The 26999-nt window shown below is 52.7% G+C and carries 23 protein-coding genes, 1 rRNA gene, 1 other RNA gene and 1 other annotated feature; of the genes, 3 read left to right on the plus strand and 22 right to left on the minus strand.

Translation table 11 applies throughout. The features are described 5' to 3' along the window. The 17 genes from E2980_RS12115 to rpoE all read right to left on the minus strand — a co-directional run. Positions 1 to 125, minus strand: a 16S ribosomal RNA gene (locus E2980_RS12115); the annotation flags it as partial. 385 nt (positions 126 to 510) lie between these two features. Next, positions 511 to 777 (minus strand): pro-sigmaK processing inhibitor BofA family protein, encoded by a 267-nt coding sequence (locus E2980_RS12120; protein WP_135152444.1) that lies wholly within the window; start codon positions 775 to 777, stop codon positions 511 to 513. Continuing rightward, positions 774 to 1031 (minus strand): DUF2508 family protein, encoded by a 258-nt coding sequence (locus tag E2980_RS12125; RefSeq protein WP_240703008.1) that lies wholly within the window; start codon positions 1029 to 1031, stop codon positions 774 to 776. The genes E2980_RS12120 and E2980_RS12125 overlap by 4 nt, the downstream gene beginning before the upstream one ends. A 160-nt stretch (positions 1032 to 1191) precedes the next feature. Continuing rightward, positions 1192 to 1791, minus strand: coding sequence for a recombination mediator RecR (recR, locus tag E2980_RS12130; protein ID WP_135152446.1), 600 nt, complete (start codon positions 1789 to 1791; stop codon positions 1192 to 1194). Positions 1792 to 1829: 38 nt separating this feature from the next. Next, positions 1830 to 2141 carry a YbaB/EbfC family nucleoid-associated protein gene (locus tag E2980_RS12135; protein WP_135152447.1) on the minus strand — a complete coding sequence of 104 codons (312 nt, stop codon included), beginning with the start codon at positions 2139 to 2141 and terminating at the stop codon, positions 1830 to 1832. A gap of 20 nt (positions 2142 to 2161) precedes the next feature. Further along, positions 2162 to 3961, minus strand: a complete 1800-nt coding sequence (gene dnaX / locus E2980_RS12140) for a DNA polymerase III subunit gamma/tau (RefSeq protein ID WP_135152448.1) — start codon at positions 3959 to 3961, stop codon at positions 2162 to 2164. 83 nt (positions 3962 to 4044) lie between these two features. Continuing rightward, positions 4045 to 5172: a two-component system sensor histidine kinase NtrB gene (locus tag E2980_RS12145; RefSeq protein WP_135152449.1), complete on the minus strand. Its 1128-nt coding sequence runs from the start codon at positions 5170 to 5172 to the stop codon at positions 4045 to 4047. 210 nt (positions 5173 to 5382) lie between these two features. Then, an RNA gene (ffs, locus tag E2980_RS12150) (signal recognition particle sRNA large type) lies at positions 5383 to 5648 on the minus strand. A gap of 72 nt (positions 5649 to 5720) precedes the next feature. Beyond that, on the minus strand, positions 5721 to 6125 hold the full coding sequence (locus tag E2980_RS12155; protein ID WP_135152450.1) for a hypothetical protein: 405 nt from the start codon (positions 6123 to 6125) through the stop codon (positions 5721 to 5723). Between the two features lie 112 nt (positions 6126 to 6237). After that, positions 6238 to 6435, minus strand: coding sequence for a 50S ribosomal protein L31 (gene rpmE, locus E2980_RS12160; RefSeq protein WP_120979354.1), 198 nt, complete (start codon positions 6433 to 6435; stop codon positions 6238 to 6240). A 107-nt stretch (positions 6436 to 6542) separates the two neighbouring features. Then, the gene (locus tag E2980_RS12165) at positions 6543 to 7793 is read right to left on the minus strand and encodes a radical SAM family protein (protein ID WP_135152451.1); all 1251 of its coding nucleotides are present in this window, start codon (positions 7791 to 7793) and stop codon (positions 6543 to 6545) included. Between the two features lie 20 nt (positions 7794 to 7813). Further along, the gene (gene rho, locus E2980_RS12170) at positions 7814 to 9130 is read right to left on the minus strand and encodes a transcription termination factor Rho (protein WP_135152487.1); all 1317 of its coding nucleotides are present in this window, start codon (positions 9128 to 9130) and stop codon (positions 7814 to 7816) included. A 52-nt stretch (positions 9131 to 9182) separates the two neighbouring features. Next, complete coding sequence (locus E2980_RS12175) at positions 9183 to 10433, minus strand: UDP-N-acetylglucosamine 1-carboxyvinyltransferase (protein WP_135152452.1); 1251 nt, start codon at positions 10431 to 10433, stop codon at positions 9183 to 9185. Between the two features lie 116 nt (positions 10434 to 10549). Beyond that, a complete protein-coding gene (gene fba, locus E2980_RS12180; protein WP_135152453.1) occupies positions 10550 to 11404 on the minus strand; it encodes a class II fructose-1,6-bisphosphate aldolase in 855 nt (284 codons plus the stop codon). 140 nt (positions 11405 to 11544) lie between these two features. Continuing rightward, the gene (locus E2980_RS12185; RefSeq protein ID WP_135152454.1) at positions 11545 to 11940 is read right to left on the minus strand and encodes a response regulator; all 396 of its coding nucleotides are present in this window, start codon (positions 11938 to 11940) and stop codon (positions 11545 to 11547) included. A gap of 231 nt (positions 11941 to 12171) precedes the next feature. After that, the gene (locus tag E2980_RS12190; protein WP_135152455.1) at positions 12172 to 13776 is read right to left on the minus strand and encodes a CTP synthase; all 1605 of its coding nucleotides are present in this window, start codon (positions 13774 to 13776) and stop codon (positions 12172 to 12174) included. Between the two features lie 240 nt (positions 13777 to 14016). Beyond that, the gene (rpoE, locus tag E2980_RS12195; RefSeq protein WP_135152456.1) at positions 14017 to 14607 is read right to left on the minus strand and encodes a DNA-directed RNA polymerase subunit delta; all 591 of its coding nucleotides are present in this window, start codon (positions 14605 to 14607) and stop codon (positions 14017 to 14019) included. Between the two features lie 465 nt (positions 14608 to 15072). Between rpoE and E2980_RS12200 the strand changes: the two genes are divergently transcribed. Continuing rightward, positions 15073 to 16206 (plus strand): S8 family peptidase, encoded by a 1134-nt coding sequence (locus E2980_RS12200; protein ID WP_135152457.1) that lies wholly within the window; start codon positions 15073 to 15075, stop codon positions 16204 to 16206. Between the two features lie 7 nt (positions 16207 to 16213). Here E2980_RS12200 and argS (E2980_RS12205) read toward each other — a convergent pair whose 3' ends face one another. Together argS (E2980_RS12205) and E2980_RS12210 are read right to left on the minus strand one after the other, a co-directional pair. Next, positions 16214 to 17890: an arginine--tRNA ligase gene (gene argS / locus E2980_RS12205; protein ID WP_135152458.1), complete on the minus strand. Its 1677-nt coding sequence runs from the start codon at positions 17888 to 17890 to the stop codon at positions 16214 to 16216. Continuing rightward, complete coding sequence (locus E2980_RS12210; RefSeq protein WP_135152459.1) at positions 17887 to 18309, minus strand: YwiB family protein; 423 nt, start codon at positions 18307 to 18309, stop codon at positions 17887 to 17889. Before E2980_RS12210 ends, argS (E2980_RS12205) begins: the two co-directional genes overlap by 4 nt. 119 nt (positions 18310 to 18428) lie before the next feature. Then, positions 18429 to 18643, plus strand: a binding site (T-box leader). 39 nt (positions 18644 to 18682) lie between these two features. On the opposite strand from E2980_RS12210, the gene argS (E2980_RS12215) reads away from it, so the two are divergent. Next, complete coding sequence (gene argS, locus E2980_RS12215; RefSeq protein ID WP_135152460.1) at positions 18683 to 20383, plus strand: arginine--tRNA ligase; 1701 nt, start codon at positions 18683 to 18685, stop codon at positions 20381 to 20383. 70 nt (positions 20384 to 20453) lie between these two features. Here argS (E2980_RS12215) and E2980_RS12220 read toward each other — a convergent pair whose 3' ends face one another. The 3 genes from E2980_RS12220 to speE form a co-directional block, all read right to left on the minus strand. Next, positions 20454 to 22679: a methyl-accepting chemotaxis protein gene (locus tag E2980_RS12220; RefSeq protein ID WP_135152461.1), complete on the minus strand. Its 2226-nt coding sequence runs from the start codon at positions 22677 to 22679 to the stop codon at positions 20454 to 20456. Positions 22680 to 22859: 180 nt separating this feature from the next. Next, positions 22860 to 23732 carry an agmatinase gene (speB, locus tag E2980_RS12225; protein ID WP_135152462.1) on the minus strand — a complete coding sequence of 291 codons (873 nt, stop codon included), beginning with the start codon at positions 23730 to 23732 and terminating at the stop codon, positions 22860 to 22862. A gap of 60 nt (positions 23733 to 23792) precedes the next feature. Then, complete coding sequence (gene speE, locus E2980_RS12230) at positions 23793 to 24620, minus strand: polyamine aminopropyltransferase (protein ID WP_135152463.1); 828 nt, start codon at positions 24618 to 24620, stop codon at positions 23793 to 23795. 296 nt (positions 24621 to 24916) lie between these two features. Between speE and E2980_RS12235 the strand changes: the two genes are divergently transcribed. Then, positions 24917 to 26974 (plus strand): transglycosylase domain-containing protein, encoded by a 2058-nt coding sequence (locus E2980_RS12235; protein WP_135152464.1) that lies wholly within the window; start codon positions 24917 to 24919, stop codon positions 26972 to 26974. Positions 26975 to 26999 lie beyond the last annotated feature (25 nt).

The following is a 26999-nucleotide window of genomic DNA, read 5'->3' on the forward strand; positions in this document are numbered from 1 at the left end:
ACGTGTTACTCACCCGTCCGCCACTAACCTAAAAGTTAGCAAGCTAACTTCTAGATTCGTTCGACTTGCATGTATTAGGCACGCCGCCAGCGTTCGTCCTGAGCCAGGATCAAACTCTCCATAATAGTGAAGCCGAAGCTTCTTATTAAAGAGCCTTTGAGGCTCAATCTGCATTGCTGGTTTGTCTTAGCCGACTCGAAAGTCGACCTCGACGATTGTTTGTTTCTTACGCTCAATGTTCAGTTTTCAAAGAACAATTCGTGTTTCGTTTTCGTGTCTACCGCGCTAACGGCGACTTTTATAATATACCACAGCGCCTATCATCGTTGCAACAAGTAATTTCTGTCAGTTTCTGATGTTTCTTGTCAGCCGTTTAGGCTTGCCCAAGAGGCGCGAGATATAATGTATCACATCCTCGGACAGCCCGTCAACCAAATTACGCGAACAATTTTCGCCAAACGAGCACTCTCCATTGAAACCAATAAAAAATGCCTGCATCGGCAGGCGTTTTCACACAAGCAATGTCCATTGCAATCCCAGTACCAGGCCTATTCCCGGCAACCCGAGCAGCGCAACCGTCCCGATCGTAAAAGGATTCAACGGCACGTACCAGCCTGTCACCAAGCCCGAGAAATTCAAGGCATACAACGCCAGCGCGGCAATAATTAAGTGCAGACTGAAGCGCATCAACCAACCTTTGGGCACATTCCGCTTCAGCAACACGAGTCCTAATGAGGCACCCGAGACGATGAGAAGGACTAGCCAGAACGTTTTCATCCTATACCCTCGCCCTCTTCTACAGTTGCCGGGTGACTCCATTGCCACTTCGCTTGCCTCAGAAGTATGCTAAGTCTTTTCTCCGCGGCCTCTAAGCAATAAATCGCATAGTCTACATGGTCCTCTCCAAGCGCATGCTGAAATGTCCATTCCGCCTGGATCCATTCCTGTTCCGCTTTACGGATATCCGCAATGAGCCTTTGACGTTCAATCGATTGCACCGAGGCCGGTTCGCGCTTTTTTCCCAGTTGCACGACAATCCCTCCCGCGTCTTCATGCGGCGTCGTCCTTCATAGGACAACCCATTACCCTATTTGTATACCCGGGTTAATTCTCTTAGAACTTAAAGCACGGGTAAAAATAAAAAAGACGCCCGAAGGCGCCCGTTAAACGAAGGTGTATTGCAACTCCATGCTAGTAAAGCTCTCTGCGGCCCTCCAAAGCTTTGGAGATCGTAACCTCGTCCGCATATTCCAAGTCTCCGCCAACCGGTAGTCCGTGAGCGATTCGAGTCACTTTAATCCCGAACGGTTTTACCAATCGAGAGAGGTACATAGCGGTCGCTTCGCCCTCGATGTTGGGATTCGTAGCGAGTATGAGCTCCTGCACCCGCTCATCGCCGAGCCGCCTGACCAATTCCGCAATCCGAATGTCATCCGGACCCAAGCCGTCCATCGGGGATATCGCGCCGTTCAGCACGTGGTAATGGCCGTTGAACTCGCGCGTTCTCTCCATGGCGACCAAGTCCTTGGGTTCCTGCACGACGCAAATGACGGATACATCCCTCGATTTGTCCGAGCAAATCCGGCAAGGATCCGTATCGGTTATGTTGCAGCAGACGGAGCAATAGGTCAGGTTTCTCTTCACGTTCACCAGCGCCTTAGCGAAATCAATCACGTCTTCTTCCTTCATTCGCAAGACGTAGAAAGCCAGCCTAGCGGCCGTCTTCGGCCCGATGCCCGGAAGGCGGGAGAAGGAGTCGATCAGCTTGGCAATCGGTTCCGGATAAAACAAGGGCTCCAGTCTCCTCTATTCTTCTTATCTGCGGGCTCTTAGAACAATCCCGGGATTTTCATGCCGCCGGTATACTTGCCCATATCCTGGTTAGCAAGCTCATCCGCTTTGGTCAACGCGTCGTTAACCGCAGTCAGCACGAGATCCTGCAGCATTTCAATATCTTCCGGATCAACGGCTTCCGGTTTGATCTTGATGTCGAGCAGTTTCTTATGGCCGTTAACGGAGACGGTTACGACGCCGCCGCCAGCCGTTCCTTCGATCGTTTTGGAACCCAGCTCTTCCTGGGCTTTCATCATTTGCTCCTGCATTTTCTTCACTTGCTTCATCATTTGATTCATGTTGTTCATCTAATTAGCCTCCTAAATAGTTAGTCATCTTTAATCGTTACTAATTGCTCCCCGAATAATCGAACGGCCTCATCGACCCAAGGTTCGCTCTTGCCCTCGGCTTCATCCTCCGGCACGAGAAGGAGCTCTTCGCCAGCCGCGGGTTCCTTCGGCCTGCCGGCGCTTTCCGCGAGCGCATCCTGCCATTCCTTCTGCATGATGGTGACAAGCTGTGTCGGATTCCCGAAAATAGCGCTCAAAACCCCTTCGATGACCCCTTTGTTAGCTGGCCTCTCCGTCGTCTCGCGATGGATCGTATTCCGGAAAGCTACTACGATAGTGTTGTCCGCGAAAGATACCGGCTCGCCGTCGGTCAGCCAGGCGTGAACGGTGACTCGCTCTTCCTTGACTCGTTGCAGAATCTGCGGCCACTTGGCAAGCGATGCCCCCGAAGAAGCTTGCGCTTCTACATAAGCCGTCAGCTTCTGGCGGGGAATGGAGACAGGACGCGGCGCGCCGGAAGTCCCTGCGGAACTCCCGGACGAGCTTCCTCGTGCTCCCGAGTTCCCGCCGCTCGAAGCAGTGGATGCCCCGGCCGGAGCCGCAGAAATACCTCCGCTGATTAACGCCCCGATTTTATTCTCCAAGGCTGCGATTTGTTGCTTTAACTGGCTTAGCTCGCCGCGGCCCACGCCCGTTTCCGACGAAGAGCTTTTACCGTCTTGAGATGTCGACTCCGATGAAGTCGTTACGCCTAAACTATCCGAGCAAAGCTTTAAGAGAGCAATTTCGAACATCGTTTGCGGATGAGCAGCGTATTTCATTTCGCTCTGATAACGATTCAACAAATCTATGATAGCAAATAACCGCTCCCGAGAAAATCCGGCGGACATCTCTTTCAGTTCGCCCGGATTGGCGATGCGTCCCGAGGAATCTCCCGCATCGGGGGCTAATTGCGCCAACAGCAGGTCGCGGAAATAATGCATAAGCTGCTCTAAGCATTTGTCCGCGCTCTTGCCGGCTCTCATCATCTCGTCGATCTCAAGAAGAACCTTCGACGCATCGTTCTCGCGAATCGCGATGGCCAACCTCGCGAATTGCTCCGAAGGGAGACCCCCGGTCGCCTCGATGGCCTGCTCCAGGCTAACTTGACCGCCCGTAAAGGAAGAAATCTGATCCAGCAGGCTAAGGGCATCCCGCATCCCTCCGTCCGAAAGACGGGCAATATAACTAAGCGCTTCCTCCTCGGCATGGATACGCTCTTCCTCGCAGATTTCCCGAAGCCGTCCAGCTTGCTCCTCTAACGAAACTCGGCGAAAATCAAAACGTTGGCAACGAGAGATGATCGTCGGCGGAAGCTTGTGGGGTTCCGTCGTCGCGAGGACGAACATAACATGTCCGGGGGGCTCCTCCAAAGTTTTGAGCAGCGCATTAAAGGCTTCCGTCGTCAGCATGTGCACTTCGTCGATAATATAAACTTTACGCCGCACTTCCGTCGGCGAGTATTTGACTTTGTCGCGAATATCGCGAATCTCTTCTACCCCGCGATTGGATGCCGCATCGATCTCTACAACGTCCATAACGGAACCGCTTGTAATCCGCTCGCATTGCGAGCACTCGTTACATGGTTCAGGCGACGGACCGCGTTCGCAGTTAACCGCTTTGGCCAATATTTTCGCTGCGCTCGTTTTACCGGTCCCTCTAGGCCCGCTGAACAAATACGCGTGGGAAAGCCTATTCTCGCGAATTGCATTTTGTAAGGTCTGTACGATATGTTGCTGCCCGACCATGTCCTTGAACGTCTGGGGACGCCAGGCCCGGTACAAAGCAAGATGTGCCATTGCTCGTCGCTCCCGTCAGCTTGCCGTTTCACCCATTATACATCATCGGATGACCGCGCTCCACCGCGAGCTGCGAATTCTTGCTAATCCATACGCGCATCGGCATGGGGCATCAAAACCGTAAACTGCGTGCCGCCTTCGTCCGAAGATACCTCTATGCTGCCGCCCAGGTCGTGAACGATCCGCTGGCATACCGAGAGACCCAATCCCGTTCCTAGAGGTTTTGTCGTAAAAAAAGGATCGAACACCTTCTCCAGCACTTCGGCCGGTATACCGGATCCCGTATCGCAAATTTCCACTGCGACCCTATCCGGCTCGTATGGATAACTGCACTCGCGAATTATTAATGTCCCTCCCCCGTTCATTGCTTCGATTGCGTTTTTCCCTAGATTAAGAAATACTTGCTTCAACTGCTCCTTATCTGCCAAGATCGAAGGCAGCTCCGGTTTCGGGTAATACAGCACGGTCACCTTGTAAAGCATCGCTTCACTCCGGATCATGGGCAGGATTTCATGCAGAATTGTCCCCATCCTTATCGGCACAAGCTTGATCTCCTTGGGCTTGCTAAGAAGCAGAAATTCGCTGACCAGATCGTTTACTCTCTCAAGTTCCGATAAGACGATGCTCACGAATTCTTGTTCCTTGCTCATGTCGCGATCCGAGAGGGCTTTATTCAATAGCTGCATAAACCCTTTAATTGCCGTTAACGGATTTCGAATTTCATGAGCGGTGCCCGCCGCGATCTGACCGATGGTTTTCAAACGGTCCGATCGCCTAATTTGCTCTTCCAAAGTCAATAAGTGGGATACATCCCTAAATAGAATAAACGCCCCCGATACCATACCGTTCTCTCGAAGGACTTCGCCGTCCAGCATCAGCTTATGGCTGTGCTTATCGCGTTTCCGATTCAACACCCGGTTACGAAACGTTTTTCCCTCCAGCAAGCTTCGATCAAACGGATGAGGATGTAAGGACAGCGAATCAAACCATAACTCGGCAGATTGATCAATGATGTCAGCTCGGTTAAAACCGAACAGGGAACATATCATCTCGCTGATTTCCACAATGCGGAACTCGGAATCAAGCAGAAGTACCCCGATACCCTCCAACGACAGAAAACCTTGCGCGAATTGCCGTATGTAGAGCTCCTGCTTTATTGATTCCGAATTGACGTGATTGCCTTCCGCGATCAATGCCGAATCGTCCATCATTTGTATTCACCTCCGGTCAACGAGCCAGCACAATTGTAAATATTCGGTATATTTCGTTATTTCCCTCCTTTGGACCTAAGACACCGGAAGTATTTTACGGGTAGACTTTTCGTGAGAGGCCATGCGCAGCACATACAAAAGAAGCATCCCGGCAGGTATGCCAAGATGCTCCATTCACGCTATTCAGCGGTACGTATTCATTTATTAGGACCGTGCACCTGATCTCGATAATTGTGATCCAGCCGAATAGGAGTGAGTCGCTCGGGCCGAGCTACCCTCCAACACAAGAACTAAACCACTTATGGCTGCTTCCTTCCGGACCTGACCGGGTTCATGGCCGTCCCTCGCGGAGGACCCTGCCGTCAACACGGCACGAAGCCTACCGGAACCTGCATCACAAAACCTAAAACAGGAATTCAACCTCGCTGGAGCGGATTGCGAGTTACAGGGCACCGCTACCTCCCCGTCTAGCACGGCAAAACTAAGTATAGCGAATTCATGAGGGAAGTGCAACCGAAGGAAACAGTTCCCTCATGATTGGGCAACTCTTATTTCATTGATGTTACATGAATGGTGTACCTTGGATAATTGAATCTCAACACCGTGGCAGCCTGCTGCTCAACGGTCGGAATCTCCCGTGCTAGCAGCCCTGGCTCAAGCTTGATCGTCACATAAGCGTCGGCCCCGGTGAAAGTAATGTTCGAATCCGCAACGCCGGGTACATTCTCGATCGCTTCCCTCATCGAAACATTATCGACACCATAGTTAGTTACCGCGTGATGCCCGGGAAGCCGCGGCCGGTTATTCGTCATGCCCAGATACCCGTCGTCGCTGTAGCCTTGGGGCCTGACGCCGTTCGCGTTCGTCCCGGCATTGTTCCCGCAGCCAGTTATCAACACCACCGCGCTTAATAACGCAAACGTAAAGCCCATTGCTTTCCAATGCTTCCGCATGAAAAAACCTCCCTTTATATCCGGTAGGATTTCAAGGGAGGCTTATCTCTATACGGAAATTCTTTTTATGACTACCGAGCGTTTCGATCGAAACTTGCTATCGGTTGCATTATTAAATACCGTATTTTTTCTTGAACTTGTCTACGCGACCGCCGGCATCGATAAACTTCTGTTTACCTGTGTAGAACGGGTGGCAAGCCGAACAGATCTCTACTTTAAGATTCGATTTGATCGAACCTGTTTCGAAAGTGTTTCCGCATGCGCAAGATGCCGTAATCACATTGTATTGCGGATGAATGGATGGTTTCAAAGGGTTCACCTCTTTCTGCCCTGAATCAACATGTGGATCCAGAGTAATAAACACATGATGGGATTATAGCACGCATGAGGTTTAAATGACAAGCGTAATGTAACTGGTTAAGCTAGGCGAAGCGGCGGAACATGCGTGTAAGATCCGATGACCACGTCCGGAAGCTCTTGGCGATAAATATCGAGAAGCGCCTTCATCCCGTAGATCTCGCCTTGCGCCGGAGGAATCAAGCTAAGATACGCGTCGGGATCGATATTCAAGTTGCGCATCTGTATTAATTTCAATCCGGTTCTGCGGGCAAAACCGATCATCGCTTCGATCTCTTCCTCGCGATCCGTCACGCCGGGGAACACCAGGTAGTTGATGGAAGTGTAAACCCCTTTGTCCGTCGCGTATTTCAACGATTTCTCCACGTTCTTCAGCGTATATCCCCGAGGCATGTAGTACGCGTTATAATGCTCGTCGAGCGCGCTGATCGTACTGACCCGCATCAGATCCAATCCGGCGTCCGTAATCGCCCTCATATGATCCGACAGGCCCGCATTCGTATTGATGTTAATGTAGCCTAGCGAGGTTTGCGCACGAACTCGCTTCATCGCTTCGACGATCGTGCGGGCTTGCGTGGAGGGTTCCCCCTCGCATCCTTGGCCGAAGCTGATAATCGAATTCGGAGTCTTCAAATGCTCCAGCATGATTTCGACAACCTCGTCGACCTCCGGCTTGAACTTCAACCGGGATTGAGGCGCGACGAAGCCGCTATCGTCAGGTTGCTCGGATATGCATCCGTAACAGCCGGCATTGCAGGAGAAAGAGACCGGAACCGCCCCCTCAAGGCGTTGCAGGAAAGTATTGGATGCCGTAAGGCATTCGTACTCCAATGCGCAGTGGGACAGATGTTTGTACAGTTTGTTGTCCGGATACGTCTCAAGAAGACGCTCGACTTGAATTTCCAAGTCCTTGCGGTCGCAGTTCTCCGGATTCCAAGGTTCGGGATCGTCGCTTTGTCCGGCGGCTACGTAGAACCCGCCATCCTTCCATACGACCGCCGTATAACCGAACAACGGAAACTTCTGCGTCTTGTCCGTCTTGGAGTACCCGGGAACATAGTACCGGGTGAAGCCTTGCGGCAGCAAAGCGCCAACCGCCTGGTAGGCACCGGGAAGCAATTGCATTTTCCCGCTGACCGGATCCATTCCAACCGGACGTGTATAGGGAAGCCCGACTAACGTAGCTCCTGCCGGCAACGGAATAAGCTCTTCATCGAGTAGTTCGACGAGATCATTGCCGCTGCGGGCGATGCCATAAAGCTCGGGATGATCGAAAACATTGCCTTGTTCGTCTGCGTAGACTAGATGCATGGGTTAAGCCCTCCTCCACATTACACTCTAGGCGGGCTGCTTCTCGTCGGGCGGCGTGCTCCGCCGGATCCCATAGAGGATGGACTAGGAGCGCTCGGTCCCCCGCTCGTATCCAGAGAATCCAGGAACTCCTGGTTCGTCTTCGTGTTGGAGAGCTTCTTGAGGAAGCCCTCCACGAATTCCATCGAATCGTTCATGCTCTTGCGAATCGCCCATAACTTGTCGAGCGCTTCCTTGTCGAGCAACAATTCTTCCCGCCGGGTGCCCGACCGCCGAATGTCCAGCGCCGGGAATATGCGGCGTTCGGATAGCTTGCGATCGAGATGCAACTCCATATTGCCCGTACCTTTAAACTCTTCATAAATAATGTCGTCCATACGCGATCCCGTTTCCACGAGCGCGGTAGCGAGAATGGTCAAGCTTCCGCCTTCCTCGATATTACGCGCCGAGCCGAAGAACCGCTTCGGGCGATGGAACGCGGCTGGATCGATCCCCCCGGACAACGTACGACCGGACGGCGGAACAACGAGGTTGTACGCCCTCGCAAGCCTTGTAATGCTATCTAACAGAATGACAACGTCGCGTTTATGCTCGACAAGCCTAAGCGCCCGTTCCAGCACCAACTCGGCAACTTTGATATGGTTCTCCGGCACTTCATCGAAAGTAGACGCGATAACTTCTCCTTTAACCGAGCGCTGCATGTCCGTAACTTCCTCCGGACGCTCGTCGATCAGAAGTACGAATAGGTCGATCTCCGGATGGTTAATCGAAATGCTATTGGCAATTTCCTTAAGCAGCAACGTTTTACCTGCTTTGGGTTGCGCTACGATCAATCCGCGCTGGCCTAATCCGACGGGAGCTACAAGATCCATAATGCGAGTGGACAGATGGGTGGGAGACGTTTCGAGCTTGATCTTCTTCTGCGGATACAGCGGGGTAAGAGCTGGGAAATGCAGACGTTCCGCGGCGGTTTCCGGAGTAACGCCATTCACGGCGTTTACCTGAAGGAGTCCGAAATACCGTTCGCTTTCTTTCGGCGCCCGGCATTTGCCGGATACCAGATCCCCGGTGCGCAGATCGAATTTGCGAATCTGCGAGGCCGAGATGTAAATATCCTCGGCGCTTGGCAGGTAGTTTATCGGTCTTAAAAATCCGAAACCCTCGGGAAGAACTTCGAGAACGCCTTCCATGAACATCAGGCCGCTGCGCTCTGCCTGCGCCCGCAAGATAGCAATAATCAGTTCTCTCTTCTTCATCTGGGCGTAGTTAATGATTGTGTGCTGCTTCGCAAGCTTGTACAACTCGGTCAGCTTCAGCCCTTCCAAATCAGCCATCATTAAATCGGTCAATAGAATCCCCACTTTTAATTAGAAATCAACAATGTACTTATTAGCCTTGCCGCCATACTTCCGCGCCCAAGTTGCTAAGCTGCGTGACTAGTCGCTCATATCCCCGGTCAATGTATTCGACTCCGCTAATTTCCGTCGTGCCTTCTTCGACGGTTAGCGCGGCAACGACAAGCGCAGCTCCCGCGCGAAGATCGGCTGCCCTGACTTTAGCTGCATTAAGAGGTCCGCCTTCGATAATGGCGGATCGGCCTTCCACCCGAATTTGCGCGCCCATGCGGGCAAGCTCGGGAACATGCTTGAACCTGTTGTTGTACACGTAATCGGACAGCACGCTAACGCCGCGAGCTTGCGCAAGCAGGCTGGTCATCGGCGATTGCAAATCCGTGGCAAAGCCTGGGTAGACCAGCGCCTTAACGTCTACCGCTTCGTAGAGAGATTGCCCGACAACTCGAATCGCTTCGTCCATCTCGTACACATGGACGCCCATTTCTTGCAGCTTCGCTGTCATGGCTTCTAAATGCTTAGGAATAATATTATCGATAAGGACGTCGCCGCGGGTTGCCGCAGCGGCTATCATGTATGTTCCAGCTTGTATGCGATCGGGAATAATAGAATGCCTGCATCCGTGCATTTCCTGAACGCCTTCGATTCGGATCGTCTCCGTGCCTGCGCCTTTGATCTTGGCCCCCATGGCGTTAAGCAACGTAGCTACGTCTATAATCTCCGGTTCTTTGGCCGCGTTCTCGATCAAGGTTAATCCCTTTGCCCTAGAGGCCGCCAACATAATATTAATAGTGGCTCCAACGCTGACGACATCCAAATAAATCTTGGCGCCTCGCAGTTCCTTGGCTCTGATCCGAATGGACCCATGATCATTGGTTACTTCCGCTCCCAATGCTTCGAAGCCTTTGATATGCTGATCGATCGGGCGCGGCTCGAAATTGCATCCGCCGGGTAATCCGATCGTCGCCTCTCCGAATCTCCCCAATAAAGCTCCCATCAAGTAATAGGATGCTCTAAGCATCTTGACTCTTCCATTTGGCATCGGCACCGATTTCATCGCGGATGGATCGATAGACATCGTGTCATCCTGCCAAGATACCTTGCCTCCAAGCTCTTCTAACAATTCCGCATAAACCGCCACATCGCTGAGTTGAGGCAGGTTGTCCAGCCTCACTTCGGATTCTGCCAGTATTGCTGCGGGAATAAGAGCGACAGCGCTATTTTTCGCGCCGCTAATTCCGACCGTGCCTCTGAGCGGTCGGCCTCCCCGGACCATCAATTTATCCATGAATGCTGTCTTCCTCCTCGTGTTGTTGTCGACGGAAATCACCGACACATGAAGGAACGGGAAAACGCCTAAAGACGTTTTCCCGCGCATGATACGTTACATAATAATAGGTGAAATTATGCTTTGTTGCTGCTTCCGAACAGGCGGATTTTCTCCTGTACGACTGCTTTCATCGCATTGCGAGCCGGCGTCAAGTATTTGCGCGGATCGTATACGTTGCCGTCCTTCGCAAGTACGGCCCGGATGGCTTCCGTGCAAGCGACTTGGTTTTCGGTGTTCACGTTGATTTTGCCTGCGCCGGATTGGATCGCTTCGCGAATCATTTCATCCGGAACGCCGGAGCCGCCGTGAAGAACGATAGGTACCGGAATTTTGGAAACGACTTCTTTAATGATATCGAAATGGATTTTCACTTCGCCTTTGTACATCCCGTGAGCTGTACCTACCGCGATAGCCAAGCAGTCAACGCCGGTTTCTTCATAGAAACGGATCGCTTCTTCGGGCTTGGCAAGCGCCGCGTGCGCTTCGTCAACGCTGATATCGTCTTCGACGCCGCCGATCGTGCCCAGCTCGCCTTCAACGGATACGCCCATTGCATGAGCGGCTTTAACGACTTCTTTAGTCAAGCGGATGTTATCTTCGAAAGAGTGGTGCGAACCGTCGAACATAACGGACGAGAAGCCGGCACGGATACATTTCATAGCAATATCGAAATTGCTTCCGTGGTCTAAATGCAACGCGATCGGAAGACCGGATTTCTCGGCAGCCGCTTTAGCGATTGCAACCGTATATTCCATTCCCATGTACTTCAAGGCGCCTTCGCTGACCCCGAAGATGAACGGCGAATTTTCTTCGATCGCTGCATCGGTGATCGCTTGCGCGAACTCCAGGTTGTTCATGTTAAACTGGCCGACAGCATATTTACCTGCTTTGGCTTGCGGCAAAAATTCGGACATCGATACTAATGGCATAGTGTACAATTCCTCCTGCGGGTTTCATTCGTTTTCTCACGACTCGTACATACTGCGTTATTATAACACAAAATGACTTCGTGAAGTAAACCGAACGAAGTTTCGCGCCTATAGAGGAGTCGTAACATACGCCATCAGGGCTAGGATCCGGTCGCGAATCGCGAAGCGGAACCTTCTCCCATCTGCATGTTAACCGCGAGCCTCATCTCGTCGATATCGAACGGTTTCGTAAAATGCATCAAAGCTCCCAAGTCGGTAGCTTCCTTAATCATGTCGAGCTCTCCGTAAGCCGTCATCATAATCACTTTAATGCCGCGGTCGTATTCCTTGATTTGCTTGAGGATTTCCAGCCCGTCCATGCCGGGTATCTTCATGTCTAACAACACCAGATCCGGACGATGGTTCCTGACAATTTCTAGCGCCGTTCTCCCATTGGCCGCTTGGAAAGTGTCATAGCCTTCGGTTGCAAAGACCTCTAACAGCAATATGCGGATGCCCACTTGATCATCGACGATTAATAATTTCTTCTTATCCAAAGAGCTCACCCCCGAATCGCTATCTGTACCTTTATTCTAGGCCCAGGGTATAAATTCCTCCTGTTTCCATGTAAAAATTATGTAGAGCAACTTAAATATATATTATTCACCAAGATGCGCTCAGCGCATACAAGAAGGTGGAAACAGCCTAGAAAAAACCGCTCCGGCACGAAGCCGAAACGGTTTAATGGTTATTTAGTTCAGGGTATGAAACCGAAATGGCCTAAGCAATTAGACTTCGGAACGGCGAAGCGCCGCCTTCACGAACTCGCGGAACAAAGGCTGCGGACGGTTAGGACGGGAGGTGAATTCCGGATGGAATTGCACCGCGAGGAACCATGGATGATCAGGAAGCTCGATCATCTCTACCAGGCGTCCGTCCGGCGACGTACCCGAGATTCGCAGACCAGCCGATTCAATACGCTCGCGATACTCGTTGTTGAACTCGTACCGGTGGCGATGACGCTCGTAAACTAGCTCGTCTCCGTAGCATTGCGCAGCTAAGCTGCCCGGAACCACTTTGCAAGGATACAAGCCTAGGCGCATCGTGCCGCCAAGATCCTCGATATCCTTCTGCTCCGGCAGAAGATCGATGACTGGATAAGGCGTTGCCGGATGAATCTCGGAGCTGTTCGCCCCGTCCAGACCAGCCATGGAACGGGCATATTCGACGACCGCCACCTGCATTCCTAAGCAAATTCCGAAGAAAGGCGTTCCGCTCTCGCGGGCGTAACGTATCGCGGTAATCTTGCCTTCGATTCCCCTGTCCCCGAAGCCGCCAGGAACGAGAATCCCATGTACTCCGTTTAACGCTTCGTTCACGTTGCTTGGAGTAATCTCCTCCGCGTTAACCCAGCGGATTTTCACTTCGGAGTCCGCATCGATACCCGCATGGGCAAGCGATTCAACAATACTGAGATAAGCGTCATGAAGGGCAACGTATTTGCCGACGATGGCGATCTCCGTCGTCTTCTTAAGCGACTTCACCCGCGCGACGAGCTTTTCCCATTCCGTCATGTCCGGGGCATCGACGGTTAGGTTCAAATGCTTAACGACATAGTCGTCCAAGCCTTGCTCGCGAAGGTTTAACGGCACCTCATATAACGTAGAAGCATCGCGGCATTCAATTACCGCATTCGCGTCGATATCGCAGAATAAGGCAATCTTGCGCTTCAGGTCGTCCGCGAGCGGATACTCCGTGCGGCATACGATCATGTTCGGTTGTATACCGATGCTGCGCAGTTCCTTCACGCTATGTTGAGTCGGCTTCGTTTTCACTTCTCCGGCAGCCTTGATATAAGGAATAAGCGTAACATGGATGTACATGACATTGTCGCGGCCGATGTCGCTCTTTATTTGACGAATGGCTTCCAGGAACGGCAAGCTCTCGATATCGCCTACGGTGCCCCCGATTTCCGTAATGACTACGTCCGATCCGGCTTCTTTGCCCGCGCGGAATACGCGATCCTTGATTTCGTTCGTGATATGGGGAATAACCTGTACCGTGCCGCCAAGGTATTCTCCCCGACGCTCTTTGCTTATGACCGTGGAATAGATTTTACCAGTAGTCACGTTGCTGTTCTTCGACAGGTTAATGTCGATGAACCGTTCGTAATGTCCCAAGTCTAAATCCGTCTCCGCTCCATCATCCGTCACGAATACTTCCCCGTGCTGATAAGGGCTCATCGTCCCCGGGTCGACGTTAATATACGGATCGAATTTCTGAATGGTCACCTTGAGCCCGCGATTCTTAAGCAACCGACCTAATGATGCTGCTGTTATGCCTTTACCGAGCGATGATACGACACCGCCTGTTACGAAAATGTATTTGGTCACCCTGTACGAACCCCCCACCACATGCCCTTGCGGCATCTTTATTATCGTTACCCATTTTGCGCTTTACCCTCTATGAAAAAGGGCGAAAAAAGAAAAAAGTGTCACCCAATAAATGGGGGCACTTTTTAAATTCTTAACCTATGGAAATACTCACTTCTAAAGCCCAAGCATTAGTTTAACGTGTCGAATCCGCGGTGTCAAGTAAAACGGCTTCGCCGTTTTTGGACGGAGATATACGTTTTATTTGTCGTCTTCTTCCTCGTCGTCCGCCAAGTCTTCGTCATCGTCTTCTTCGAAATCATCGTCCTCTACGCCGTCTTTAACGTCGAGTTCTTCTTCGATTTCAGCGTCTTCGTCTTCTTCGATAATAACCTCTTCATCGGCTTCCGCCGCCTCTTCACCTTCTTCGAACACTTCCTCGCGTTCTTCGTCGAAGAGATCATAGGTTTCATCGTCCGGGGATGCGACTTCCTCATCCTCGCCATACAGGTCGTCATCATCTTCGTCGTCATCGTCATTGATGATGCGAGGACGCTTGGCTCCGCCGTTCATTGGATCATCAGAACGTTCAACCGGATACCAACGCTTCAGTCCCCATACGTTGCTTCCGACGCACGCAAAGCGTCCGTCGATGTTGATTTCCGTATAAAGCTGGGCAATGACATCCGTCACTTGGCTGTCGCTTAAACCGCGCATTTTGGCGATCTCGATCATCAAGTCACGATAGTAAAAAGGGGTATTAGCTGTCTTCAGCAATTCATATGCCAGGTCAACCATCGGCATCTCGCGAATTTTCTCGGAGTCGAGTTTCAGCACGTAGTCGGCGCTCACGTGACTTCCATCCTCTCTGTATGTGAACCAAGCTTAACGGCTTCGCCGTAAAGACCTTCACCTTGATTTGTCAACCTTTAGTAAACCGTATTTCGTATAAAAATGCAAGTCGCAGAGCAGGACTTTTCGCGATTTTATTTCCGGGGGCAATCTTGTCCGAACCTCGACGTCGAAAAAGCGAAGGCGCGTCCCCAGCGGACCGCACCTTCGCTTTTCGACTGTATCCCTTCCCGGCCGCTCCGCGGGCGGAGGAACCGGCATGACCAAGAGTCTCGCCGGGAAACTCTCCATTCATCCTATGTCAGAAGCTCAGAATTGACACGGAACGCCGCCTATTTCCTGCCGAAAAAGGTCACATTCCCAAGCTTTTATTCTCCCCTGCTCATACAGTAGAGGACACGGCAGAATGGCGTGCTTTACGCACCGTCCGCTTAGACTGCACACTCGTCCGGGAGGGAAGCCGCATTGGACGTAAGCGAAATCGTGGAGTGGCTTTTTTCCTCTCGATCTACAGGGGATTTCGGGCGAAGAAGCATCCTCCGTTTCTCTGATCCCGACGATTATGATCAATTCCTACAGGCGCTGCAGGTTAATGGTCCCCTCAGTAAGAAGCTTGAAGAAATTCGTCCTTTGGAAATGATTCAAGCGTTATCCATTCCCTCAAGTTACCGAAGCCTGCCTGCATCGTTATGCGGTAAGGCGTCATTGGAGGAAGATATTCCGGTCAGCGTTGGGGCATTGCCCCAAGGGTCCCTCGTTACCGACAAAGGAATTCCCTGGGGCGTCAAACACATACAAGCGCCGCAGGCATGGAGCCGGACGACCGGGTACCGCGTAAAGGTCGGCGTGATCGACACCGGAGTGGACTTTGGACATCCCGATCTGCGTCATTCTTTGGATCGAGGCATCAATCTGCTTCATCGGATGGCTCTGCCGCAGGACGATAACGGTCATGGCACGCATATTTCCGGAACGATCGCCGCGGCCAATGAACTGCAAGGAATGATCGGGGTGGCTCCCCGTTCGATGATCTATCCGGTAAAAGCATTCGACTATAACGGAACGGCATTCGTGTCCGATATCATTCTGGGTATCGAGTGGTGCATTCGCAATCAAATGGACGTGGTCAATATGAGCTTCGGAATGAAGACGCGCAGCAAATCGCTGTTGAATGCCGTCAATTACGCTTACCGTTCGGGAGTTCTCATCGTCGCCTCGTCCGGCAACGACGGCCGCATAGGAGATATCGACTATCCCGCCCGCTACAACCAAACCATCGCGGTAGGCGCCACCAACCAATTGAGCCGAATAGCCAAGTTTACCAACCGAAGCGGATTAATCGATATCTACGCCCCGGGCGATCGCATCGTATCCGCTTGGTTAAAAGGCAAACACCGCGAAATGAGCGGCACTTCGATGGCCACCTCGCACGTGACGGGAGCCATTGCCTTGTTGCTTGCTCTGAAGCCCGGGCTATCCCCCGCGCAAATCAAGGTGATTATTAAGAATTCCGCCAAGCCTCTAAAAAATAGCAAAGCTCCCCGGACGGCCGGAGAGCTGAACGTCATGCGTATGATTAGAGCGGCGGAACAACTCTGAGCTCGGACTACATTTTATCGGGAGCGGATACTCCGACAAGGGCGAGCGCGTTGGCAATGGCGATTCGGACCGCGGACAGAAGCTGAAGCCGAGCCTGGCTCTGCTCCGCGTCTTCGGTAATGACCCGCTCCGCTTTGTAATAGCTGTGGAACTGCGAAGCCAGCTCATAGACATAGCGAATCATGGTATGCGGCGCATAAATCCGGGCCGCTTCGGCAATCGTTTCAGGCAACTCGCCTATTTTCCTAAGCAGATCGAATTCCTGCTCCGTCGTTAGCCTGTCGATTGACGCTTCCTGCCAAGGCAATACGGCGATTCCTTGCTCCTCCGCTTGACGGAAGATGCTGCAAATGCGCGCATGGGCGTATTGAACGTAGAATACGGGATTCTCGTTGGACTTCGATACCGCAAGATCCATGTCGAAATCCAGGTGGGAGTCCATGCTGCGCATCGTGAAGAAGTAGCGAATGGCGTCGACGCCGACCTCATCCATAAGATCTTCCATCGTGACCGCTTTACCCGTACGCTTGGACATCTTTACCTTCTCGCCGTTCTGGAACAAGCTCACCATTTGCGCGATCAACACCGTCAGCTTCTCCGAATCGTTGCCTAGCGCAGCCATGGCTGCCTTCATCCGGGGAATATAACCGTGATGATCCGCGCCCCAAATATTAATCATTTCGTCATAGCCGCGTTTATACTTATCCATATGGTAAGCCGCATCCGGCGTCAAATACGTATAGCTTCCGTCGTTCTTGACCAGTACCCGATCCTTGTCATCTCCGAAAGTCGTCGAAGAAAGCCAGACGGCACCATCCAAATCGTATACATGACCTTGAGCTCTTAACGCTTCGAGAACTTCGGTAACTTTGTCGTTCTCATAGAGGGATGTTTCGCTATACCACTCGTCGAACTGAACGCCGAAGCGCGCCAAATCGCGTTTGATCTTGGCTAATTCCTTGTCGAGTCCGTACTTGCGGAAAAAGTCGAAACGCTCTTCGTCTCCCAACGTTAGAAGGCGATCCGCTTCTTGCTCCGCCAATTCCTTGGCGAAACCGACAATATCCTCTCCGTGGTAGCCGTCTTCCGGCATCTCCGCCGTTTGACCGAGCGCCTGGCGATAACGCGCCTCGATCGATCTGGCCAGATTATTCACTTGGTTGCCGGCGTCGTTAATATAATACTCCCGCGTTACTTCGTACCCTGCAGCCGACAATACGTTGCACAAGGCATCGCCTACCGCCGCTCCCCGGGCATGTCCCAAGTGCAGGCTTCCCGTCGGATTCGCGCTAACGAACTCGACTTGAACCCTTTTACCTTGGCCGGCATTCACTTGACCATATTGGTTCCCTTGCGCGAGCGCTTCTCCGATAACCGGGTGCAGGTAACTCTTGTCGAGTCGGAAATTGATGAATCCCGGACCCGCGATCTCGGCGGATTGAATGGACGCGCGCCCCGAACCCAGCTTCTCGATGATAGCTTCCGCGATTTGTCTTGGATTCTTCTTCGCGATCTTCGTCAGCTGCATGGCCAAATTCGTTGCCAGGTCTCCATGGGCCTTGTCCTTCGGTACTTCCAACGCGATCGTCGGCAGCTCGTCCTTAGTCGTTACGAGTCCCGCTTCCAACGCAGCTTCGGCCAGCGCCTCCTTCACGGTTGCTTGCAATTGTTCCAATACGCTCATTCCGCTTGTTCCTCCCGAATATCGAGTCGGATATGAAAGCTTCCGACCGGTTGATCTTGCATAAGCAAGTCATATTTCCATTCAATAACCCCACCGGACTCCGCCAGCTCAATGTTCAAATGGGAAGTTAAAGCTTCAACGCTATGCGTCCCATAGGGCGTTTCCATCTTCCCCGGCAACGATTCTCCCTGGCGAAAGCCCTGCTCCAAGAAAATCGTCCCGCGCCTCCTGAGTCTAAGCTCGTTAGCTTCGATGAACAAGGTGTTGATCGCGATGACCCCGTTCTCGTCCGGCGATTCCCGGTAAACCAGCGTCCACCCCAATTGGAGCCGGTACAATTCCCCTTCCAGGGTAAATTGCTGGGCGCCTTCCTGCTGCCAGCTTTGGAAGCCAACCTTCACGCTCCGTTTATCCGGCATATGCCCAACTCCAATTCCCTTTACTCTTGTTAATACTATATACAGATCGTCCGATCAATTCAAATTGAAATTTGGGGTTGTATGCGGACCGGGGAGATGGCTATAATGAGTAAAATAAAAAAACGACGATGAACGAGAGAGTACCTCATGTTTTCCTGTATTCAGCGAGCCGGGTTGGTGCAAGCCGGCACAGGCCATGAGCGAAACGCACTCGGGAGTTGGTTTCCTGAAATCGGAGTAGGGAAATCCGGCAGATGCCGTTAACTTAACGAGTGGATTCCCTATTCGGGAATGCCAAAAGAGTGGTACCGCGGAAACCCCCTCCGTCTCTTACGAGACGGGGGTTTTTTATATTCCAAGGAGGGTTTCCGTTATGTTAATGAGAAGCGCCGCATCGTTATTGGCACCCTACTTCTCCCTGTCGCCGGACGAATTGCTCGGCAAGCTCGAGATTCCGCCCCAGAAGGAGATGGGCGATCTCTCTTTGCCTTGCTTTACGTTCGCCAAGACGCTTAGGCAAGCTCCGCAGATAATCGCGGAACAAGCCGCCGAAAAAATCAATTCCGATCGGAACGACATCCGGGCCCAAGCGACGGGAGGATACTTGAACGTATACTTTCATGCTTCCCGCTGGAGAACCGATATCCTGGCCCGCGCGATCGAAGAGAACTACGGCCGCTCCGGCATCGGCAACGGAAAGCGCGTTATCGTCGACATGTCTTCTCCGAACATAGCCAGGCACTTCGGCATCGCCCACCTTCGCTCCACGATGATCGGGAACGCTCTCGTTAATCTTTACCGCGCGACGGGGCATGAGGTCCTCAACGTTAACCATCTGGGAGACTGGGGAACGCAGTTCGGCAAGCTTATCGTGGCCTACAGAAGGTGGGGAACCCGCGAAGCCTTGCAACGGGAACCGATCAATGAGAGCTTGCGGCTCTACGTGAAGTTCCATGAGGAAACGTCACTTCATCCGGAATTGGACGATGAGGCCCGGGAAGCTTTCGCGCTTCTCGAGCGCGGGGATGCGGAAACCCTCGAGCTTTGGAAATACTTCGTCGACGAAAGCATGAAGGAATTCCATCGGGTATACGAGCGTTTAGGGGTAAGCTTCGACTATTTTACGGGAGAAAGCTTCTACAACGACAAAATTAATCCCGTCGTCGCCCGGTTGCGGGAATTGTCGCTGCTTGAAGAAAGCGACGGCGCTCTGATCGTTCGCCTGGACGAAAAGGATCTTCCGCCTTGTATTATCCTTAAGAAAGACGGATCAACCATCTATGCCGTCCGCGATCTCGCAACCGCACTATATAGAAAGCAAACCTTGCTCGCGGATTCCATTCTCTACGTCGTCGGCGCCGAGCAAAGCCTTCATTTCCGGCAAGTGTTCAGCGTTCTCGGAAAAATGGGGCATAGTTGGTCGGAGCAATGCCAGCATGTGGCGTTCGGCCTTATGACCGTTAACGGGAAGAAGATGTCTACGCGGAAAGGAAGGGTCGTTTACCTGGAAGAGGTACTAGACGAAGCCGTCCAGAGGGCTCTCGAAATCATCAACGACAAAAGCCCCGAGCTGCGGGATAAAGAGCAAGTGGCCGAAGCCGTCGGCGTCGGCGCCATTGTCTTCGGCGATCTGAAGCATCACCGCCAGCTGTCCGTCGATTTTAACCTGGAGGATGTCGTGAATTTCGACGGGGAGACGGGGCCTTATTTGCAATACGCTTTTGCGCGCATCTGCTCTCTGCTTAGAAGAGGAAATTTCGATGCCTTATCGGGCAAGTATCAAGCGGATGGCGCATTCCTCTCGTCGGAGTCTTCATGGGAATGCCTCAAAACGCTATCGCGATACGAATCCGTTCTGCAGGATGCCGTTCGCGATAACGAACCGTTTATCGTCGCTAGATATCTATTGGATTTGGCGAAAGAATTCAACCGTTTCTACAACTCCGGGAAAATCATCACCGACGATGCCGACGAATCCGAAGTATTCTCGAAGTTAAGCCTTGCCGCAGCCGTTGCGAACGTGCTGAAGCATGGACTGGGCATTCTCGGAATCAAGGCGCCCCGGGAGATGTAACGTCACTCGCCGAATTGAAAAAAGCGGCGGAGCGAAGGGGGTTGAACCTCATCGTTCCGCCGCTTTCCCATTATCTCTTCCGCGTCTCGGTCAAACGGAATTGGCCGATGAGCTGTTGCATAAAACCCGTGATCGCTTCCACGTTATTCGAAGTGTGGCGAACGTTTACGATATCGGTTAGCAGCTCTTGGACCCTGCCTTCCACCTCTGTCGAGATGGCGCGGTTCTCGATGCTGACGGTGGCGACCTTCTCCATGAGAACGACCACCTCGTCGATGACTTGAGTCTTGAGGGAGTCGTCCGCCTTGGCATCGCCGAGAGTCTCGGTTGCCGCCGCGACAAGCTCGTTCCCTTCGAGAACCACCTTGGTCCCTTCCGTGATCGAGGAGTATGCTTCTTGCGCATGAATGGAAATCTTCTCGACGAAGCCATGCACCTCTTCGGTCGATTGCCGCGTCATGTCGGCCAGCTTGCGGATTTCGTTCGCGACGACCGCGAATCCCCTGCCGTGCTCGCCGACCCTTGCCGCTTCGATCGCCGCATTGAGGGCAAGCAGATGGGTTTGAGCGGATATCTCCTGGATGACGTTCAATACGCCGCGAATCTCGTTGGCCGTATCCATGAACACGCGAATCGTCTTATTGGTGTCGGCGACTCGTACGGATATCTCGGACATCTTGTCCCCGATTCGTCCGACCTCGCCCTGGGCGATCGTTATCTGCTGCGAGGCTTTTTCTTCCAGCATACGCAACGTCTGCCGCATCTCGTCCGCGACATCCTTAGCGATATCAATGTCCTTCAATTGTCTTCTTATGCTTCGGAGCATATCATTAACCTTGCCGCTAACCCGTTCCGTCGATGAAGCCGTCGTGATCGCGGATTCGCTCAGCAGCATTTGGCTGGCCGACACATCCGTCGTGGCTAGCTTAACCTTAAGCATGATCCCTTCGAGGGAATCGATCATGTTGTTAATCCACTTGGACAATTCGCGCGTCTCGTCGTTGTCGAAGTCCTTCGTATCCAGACGCTGGGTCAAATCCCCTTTCCCCTCGGCATTGATCCGGATAAACCGGTTGATTTTCCGAATGGGATCGACGATTCTTCTGCGCGTGCGGCGATGCACAGACCTGACCGCGAACGCCCCGAAAATAAGATTAAACGCCAACGCGCACAAAGCTATGGATAAAGCGGACCCTTGCTTGGCAATGAGGAACAACAGGATTGCCGAAACGATGCCGAAGCCTCCCACCAATGCAGCATGGGGACGGAATTGGCGTAAGGCGATACCACGGATCCTATAAACTTCCTCCAAATCCCCTTCGCACATCATCCCCCAAACGTCCGGGCAATGCGGCAATTGGAACGTCACTCCTTTGCCGATGACCGGAATGTGACGATAATCCGAATAGCCGGGGAAACCCGCGAACAGATTGCTGCCGTTACGTATCGTATTGGCCACGCCCGGATGCAGTTCGCCAGTCGCCGGGTCCGTGAACAAAAGCTCCAATTCCGTATGCTCCTTGACCGACACGATCCCCCAATCCGTCGTGACGCCATCCTTCAGATTCTCCCCGTGAGTGAAGGTCCGATCCTCGAAGCGGCTGCGCGACAGCGCGGTTCCCAGGGCGATTTGTTTGTTAAGCATGGCTTTAGCCATGAAAATATAGTTATCTCCGGAGTCCGGGTACACGTGTCCGGATTCTCTCTGGATCAAGTCTCCGATTACGTCGTTGGGAACTCGGGCGCAAAGCGCTCCGGACCACACTCCCTCCTTTACGATCGGATGAATGAATAGCAGCGTCATCTTGTCATGAAACGAAGAGGATCGCGAGCCCGTCTCGAGAGTCATCGGGTCGCTGTACGGACCGAACAGGCATGGACGCGGCTCTCCGCTCTCGCCTCTCGAATAATCCAAACCCGCGGAAAGGATAGAACCCGCATCATATACGTGTCCCAAGTGCGGCGAGTGAGTTGAATAGCTGACCGTACCGGCTGCATCCAACAAGAAAATTTCCGTTAAATCGGAAGCCCTTGAATACGTTGCCGCGAACATTCTGTTCCAAGCTTCGGGGTAGCCGTTTCCATTATTCGGCTTGCCGGGCTCTTCAATGGATGCCATCTGCTCAGACAGGCGTTCCAGATGCCTCCAGTATTCCCCCGTCCAATCCTTGAGCACCTGGACTCGGGTTTCGGCTATTCCTTCGAAAATATTCTCGACATCTTCCTTCAATTGCCTGTTCAGCCGATAGGACCACCATAACGGCAACCCTTGCTTCCAACCCAACCAATCAAACATACTCCCACCCCTTATCCCATGAATGCGTATCTATTTATGGAAGCTATTGTAACATAGCTGGCGGGAGTTGAAGTCAAAATATTCTAATTATTTTGAAAAATACGACAAAATATAACATAGCCTCCGAATTCCGCATTTCTGTGGCTCTCGGAGGCCATTGTTTGTTAGAACTATGTTCGCTTACTTTACAAATCCAAGCAGCATCTCGCGAATAATTTTCGATGCGACGATTGGCGTCATTTCCGTAGGATCGTAGATCGGGGCTACCTCGACGAGGTCGAAGCCGACGACGTTTACGCCGGAACGGGCGATCGCGTGAACCGCTTCGAGCAGTTCCTTGGATGTAATGCCCCCGGCTTCGGTCGTTCCCGTACCCGGAGCCGCGGATGGGTCAAGGACATCGATGTCGATCGTAACGTAAACGGGACGGCCTTTCAGGGACGGGAGCTCCCGCTTCAGCGGCTCGGCGACCTCGAACGGATGAAAGTGGATGCCGGATTCTTGAGCGTACGTCCAATCTTCTTTGGAGCCCGAACGGATTCCGAATTGATAAATGTTAGCAGGACCCATCAATTCGGCTGCTTTGCGAAGCGGCGTGGAGTGGGAGAGCGGCTCTCCTTCGTATTCTTCGCGCAAGTCGGTGTGAGCGTCGAAATGGATGATCGCGAGATCGGGATATTTCTTATAAACCTCTTGGATGACCGGCCAGCTGACGAGATGCTCCCCGCCAAGGCCTACAGGGATCTTTCCGTCAGCCAATACTCCGCGGACAAAATCGCCGATGATGTCGAGACTCTTCGCCGCGTTACCGAATGGCAACATAAGGTCCCCCGCGTCGAAGTAATCAAGATCGACGATGCTGCGGTCAAGATAGGGACTGTATTCTTCCAATCCGACGGAGGCCTCGCGAATTCTGCCGGGACCGAATCGGGAGCCCGGACGGAAGGATACGGTATAGTCCATCGGCATTCCGTAGATGACGGCCTTGGAAGCGGCGTAATCGTCGGAGCTGCAGATGAAGACGTTTCCGGAGTAAGCTTGGTTTAAACGCATGGTGAGTCTCCTTCGTTACGACCAATCCGCTAATGCAGGGCACCGCTATATTGGTCGAACTTATTTTGTCAGGTCTTCTACGAACTTAGGAAGCACGAATGCGGCTTTATGCAGGCGCGGCGTGTAGTATTTGGTATCGATCTCGGGAATCGCGCTCTCGTCGACGGCAAGCGGGTCATGCTTCTTGCTGCCCATCGTGAACGTCCACAATCCGCTTGGGTAAGTCGGAATGTTCGCGATGTACACGCGCACGATCGGGAATACTTCCTTCACGTCGCGGTTTACGCTTTGAATCAGGTCCGCCTTGAACCACGGGTTGTCCGTTTGCGCCACGAAAATCCCGTCTTCTTTTAACGCGTCATAGATGCCTTGGTAGAAGCCTTTGGTGAACAAGTTCACCGCAGGGCCGACCGGCTCCGTGGAATCGACCATGATGACGTCGTATGTATTCTTATGGTCATGGATGTGCATGTATCCGTCGTTGACGATCACTTCGACACGAGGATCTTCCAATTTACCCGCGATAGACGGCAAATATTGCTTCGAGTATTCGATAACTTTTCCGTCGATGTCGACGAGAACCGCTTTCTTCACTTTCGGATGCTTAAGCACCTCGCGGATAACGCCGCCGTCCCCGCCGCCTACGACAAGCACGTTCTCGGGGTTCGGATGGGTGAACAGCGAAGGATGCGCCACCATCTCGTGATAGACGAATTCGTCCTTCTCGGTCGTCATGACCATTCCGTCCAGCACCAGCATATTGCCGTACTCTTCGGTCTCGATCATCGCCAATTCTTGAAAATCCGTTTGTTCATGGACCATTGTTTGTTTGATTTTCATCGTTATGCCGAAATTGTCGGTTTGCTTCTCCGTGTACCACAGTTCCATGGAAGACATGCGATCCCTACTTTCTTTTTAGCTAAAGCTACCTTTATATTGTACCAAACAAGTAAAAACGATTTCGTCGCTCTTTGAATCGTCAACCTGTATTATATAAAATCAACGTCAAAAAGCAACCATTTGGAGATTAATTTAATCCCCGCGCTGCAATTCCCTTTCTTAATAGAAGGAATAGCGGCCCGGTTCCTTTTCCATACTAATGAGGTAACCTTCCCTAGCAACGGGGAAACAGGCTTTGCCGATAAACTTTTCCTTCCCATCGTTCTAGTAAAGGGGCCCTCATCATGGATGATACAGAAAATAAAGAACGTCCCGTCGTACGCCCTCTAACCAGGTGGAGTAAGCTTAGGCGCAGGATCGGGTGGATGACCTTGTTCGCCCTTCTGGCATTGGCCGGCACCGGCGCCCTGCTCCTTCGATACGCCCCCTTGCCGGCCGGGGCAACCATGCAATCGACGAGAATCGTCGACTACGACGGGAAATTAATAGCTTCATTGCAGGGCGGGGTAAACCGTCAAATCGTCAAGCTATCGGATATTTCCCCATGGCTCGTCAAAGCGACGCTTGCCGTCGAAGACCGTCGCTTCTATGAGCATGCGGGCGTCGATCTTCACGGACTCGCGAGAGCGGCATGGGTGGACGTGCGCCATATGTCCAAGCAGCAAGGAGCGAGTACGTTGACCCAACAGCTCGCCCGCAACTTGTACCTGTCGCACGAAAGGACCTGGACTCGCAAGCTGAAGGAGGCTTGGTATGCGGCCAGACTTGAACAAACCTACTCCAAGAACGAAATTCTGGAGCTATACCTGAACCAAATCTATTACGGTCATGGGGCATACGGTGCGGAGGCGGCTTCGAAATTATATTTTAACAAGCCCGCGAAAGAGCTGACGATTGCGGAAAGCGCGCTTCTGGCAGGCATACCGAAAGGCCCCCGCTACTATTCGCCGCACCTTCACCCGACCGATTCGCAAGCGCGGCAACGGAAAGTACTCCAAGCGATGCAGGAGACAGGCCGGCTGTCGAAAGAGCAAGCAGCTCTTGCAGCTCGACGTACCGTCAACGTGCGGCCGTTGCCGGAGGAAGAGGAGCGTGCGGCTCCCTACTTCGCGGATTACGTAAAGAAAATCGTCATCGACCAGATAGGAATAGAAGAACGGTTATTGAACGAGGGAGGCTTGACCATCCGCACGACTTTGGATGGGCGAATGCAGGAGATGGCCGAGGCCGCCGTCAAGAAAGGACTTAAGGGCGGCAATCCTGAACTGCAGACGGCACTAATTGCCCTAGATCCCCGCAACGGTTACATAAAAGCGATGGTCGGAGGAAGAAATTACCGCAACAACCAGTTCAATCGCGTGTTCGCAAGCACGCGCCAGCCCGGCTCTTCGTTCAAGCCGATTATGTACGCCTCCGCGTTGGAGGAGCACGCCGTGACTCCGGCAACCCGGTTCCGCAGCGAACCGACTTTGTTTTATTTCGATCACGATCGTCAAATCTACCGTCCGAGCAACTACAACGACCGCTATTTCAACGGGGAAATAGGAATGCGCCAAGCGATCGCCGCATCCGATAACATTTATGCCGTCAATACGATCATGCAGGTGGGCCCGGATGCCGTTATCTCGATGGCGCGGAAGCTTGGTATCACTTCCTCTCTCAAGGCAGTACCCTCCCTTGCGCTCGGAACGTTTCCCGTGAGTCCCTTCGAGATGGCTTCCGCATTCTCCGTATTCGCTAACGAAGGCCGCAGATCGGAGCCAATTGCGATCACCAGCATCGTGGACCGCAACGGTAAGGTTCTGTATGAAAGCCATCCACGCCAGGAACAAGTGTTATCCCCCGCGCTGTCTTACGTGACGACGGGATTAATGGAGAGCGTATTCGATCGCGGCGGCACCGCGCATCGAGTGGCGAACCTGCTGAAGCGTCCGGTCGCCGGCAAAACGGGCACGACCGATTCGGATGCTTGGTTCGTCGGCTACACGCCGGAGCTGACGACGGCCGTGTGGGTCGGTTACGATCGGGGGCGCTCGATCACGTCAAGCGAAGCGCATCGAGCCGCGCCGATATTCGCGCAGTTCACGGAATCCGCCCTCGAGGGTACGCCTCCGCACGTATTCCCGATGCCGGAAGGCGTCGTCAGCGTCTATGTCGATCCCGCCACCAACTTGCTAGCTTCGCCGCAGTGCCCCGGACAGGCTGTTCTGGAGACGTTTCTCTCGGGAACCGAACCTAAGGAGTCTTGCGCTCCTCTTGGGGGTTCTTCAGACGGGCGGGATGAAGACGGTTCTGGGAATCGATCGATATGGTCGAAGTTCCGGCGTTGGGTTGGGGTTTAGACGTTTCGAGCGAGTTCGACCGTTA

The organism is Cohnella luojiensis, assembly GCF_004564235.1.
GTDB lineage: Bacteria > Bacillota > Bacilli > Paenibacillales > Paenibacillaceae > Cohnella > Cohnella luojiensis.

Bases quoted from the DNA above. Each gene is read 5' to 3' on its own strand.
- argS (WP_135152460.1), top strand. From the start codon at position 18,683: ATGTTAATGAGAAGCGCCGCATCGTTATTGGCACCCTACTTCTCCCTG.
- E2980_RS12210 (WP_135152459.1), bottom strand. From the start codon at position 18,309: ATGCCGGATAAACGGAGCGTGAAGGTTGGCTTCCAAAGCTGGCAGCAG.
- E2980_RS12145 (WP_135152449.1), bottom strand. From the start codon at position 5,172: ATGATGGACGATTCGGCATTGATCGCGGAAGGCAATCACGTCAATTCG.
- speE (WP_135152463.1), bottom strand. From the start codon at position 24,620: ATGGAACTGTGGTACACGGAGAAGCAAACCGACAATTTCGGCATAACG.
- fba (WP_135152453.1), bottom strand. From the start codon at position 11,404: ATGCCATTAGTATCGATGTCCGAATTTTTGCCGCAAGCCAAAGCAGGT.
- E2980_RS12155 (WP_135152450.1), bottom strand. From the start codon at position 6,125: ATGCGGAAGCATTGGAAAGCAATGGGCTTTACGTTTGCGTTATTAAGC.
- E2980_RS12165 (WP_135152451.1), bottom strand. From the start codon at position 7,793: ATGCATCTAGTCTACGCAGACGAACAAGGCAATGTTTTCGATCATCCC.
- dnaX (WP_135152448.1), bottom strand. From the start codon at position 3,961: ATGGCACATCTTGCTTTGTACCGGGCCTGGCGTCCCCAGACGTTCAAG.
- E2980_RS12235 (WP_135152464.1), top strand. From the start codon at position 24,917: ATGGATGATACAGAAAATAAAGAACGTCCCGTCGTACGCCCTCTAACC.
- E2980_RS12135 (WP_135152447.1), bottom strand. From the start codon at position 2,141: ATGAACAACATGAATCAAATGATGAAGCAAGTGAAGAAAATGCAGGAG.
- rho (WP_135152487.1), bottom strand. From the start codon at position 9,130: ATGATGGCTGATTTGGAAGGGCTGAAGCTGACCGAGTTGTACAAGCTT.
- E2980_RS12175 (WP_135152452.1), bottom strand. From the start codon at position 10,433: ATGGATAAATTGATGGTCCGGGGAGGCCGACCGCTCAGAGGCACGGTC.
- speB (WP_135152462.1), bottom strand. From the start codon at position 23,732: ATGCGTTTAAACCAAGCTTACTCCGGAAACGTCTTCATCTGCAGCTCC.
- argS (WP_135152458.1), bottom strand. From the start codon at position 17,890: ATGAGCGTATTGGAACAATTGCAAGCAACCGTGAAGGAGGCGCTGGCC.
- E2980_RS12220 (WP_135152461.1), bottom strand. From the start codon at position 22,679: ATGTTTGATTGGTTGGGTTGGAAGCAAGGGTTGCCGTTATGGTGGTCC.
- E2980_RS12120 (WP_135152444.1), bottom strand. From the start codon at position 777: ATGAAAACGTTCTGGCTAGTCCTTCTCATCGTCTCGGGTGCCTCATTA.